Here is a 1,040-nt window from a genome sequence, read left to right on the forward strand (position 1 = left end):
CGGGACGCGCCGGGCGGGGCGCCCGCGGGAGCCGCCGCGCGGACGGAGGGGCCGACGGCGGGGCGTCGAACGCGGGGGCGTTGCGTGCGGTGCTGGGGCATCTGGCGGAGTGGACGCGCTGGCAGGTGGCGGCGGTGCGGTCGGCGGTGACCGGTGAGCCGCCCGCGCCGGCGGGGCGTCCGCCGGAGTATCCGGAGGGGTTCGAGCGGGTCGCGTCGTTCGAGGCGTGGGAGTCGATGGTTCAGGACGCGATGGCGCTGCGGTCGCTGGCCGATCTCGCGCGGGACCTGTCGCAGGTGCTGGACGACCTGGCGCGCTGGGTCGCCGACAGCGACGACGTGGTGTGGGCGCGGGAGGTGCCGGAGCCGCGGCGGTTCGGGCGTGCGGGCCCGGCGCGTCCGGTGGCGGACCTGCTGGCGGGGTGGCGGGGGCCGCTGGCGCATGTGGAGTGGCATCTGGACCGGCTGACCGACGAGTCCGTTCCCCCGCCGGGCGGTGTGGACGCCGAGGAGGAGGCGTGGGTGGTGGACCGCTGCCCCCTGCACCCCTGACCTCCGCGCTCGCGTCCGCGATCTTGCCCGCTCCCCCCGCCGCCCGGCCCGGGGGCGGGGTCAGGGGCCGGGGTGGGGTTTCAGCGCGCGGGTGAACCAGACGGTCTTGCCCGGTGGGCGGGGCCGGGTGCCGTAGTCGGTGGCCAGGGCGGTGACCAGCAGCAGTCCGCGGCCGTCCTCGGACCAGTCCAGCACGGGCGGTTCGGGGACGGGACCGCGCGGCACGGGCGGCAGCGCGGGGTCGTCGTCGGTGATCTCGCCGAGCAGGACGGGCGCGGTGGGCGCGCCGTCGAGGGTGAGCAGCAGCCGGACGGTGCCGCGGCCGTGCACGACGGCGTTGGTGATCAGCTCGTCGACGATGAGGGTGATGTCGTCGATCTCGCCGGGCTCGGCGGCGATGCGGCCGAGCCGGGCCCAGTCGCGCAGCCGGCCGGTCGTCAGGGCGCGGGCGTCGGCGGCGGCGCGGGGTTCGGCGGTGAGCGTCCACAC

General features: G+C 77.9%; 2 protein-coding genes. One reads left to right on the forward strand and one right to left on the reverse strand.

Features of this window, described 5'->3' with window-relative positions:
• On the forward strand, window positions 1–551 hold a 551-nt coding region (locus tag DZF91_RS23275; RefSeq protein WP_207661896.1), incomplete at its 5' end, for a hypothetical protein.
• Between the two features lie 60 nt (window positions 552–611).
• On the opposite strand, the gene DZF91_RS23280 is transcribed toward DZF91_RS23275, so the two are convergent.
• The coding region (locus DZF91_RS23280) for an ATP-binding protein (RefSeq protein WP_199486824.1) at window positions 612–1,040 on the reverse strand (429 nt) is incomplete at its 5' end.

The organism is Actinomadura logoneensis (assembly GCF_003428695.1).
Classification (GTDB): Bacteria; Actinomycetota; Actinomycetes; order Streptosporangiales; family Streptosporangiaceae; genus Spirillospora; species Spirillospora logoneensis.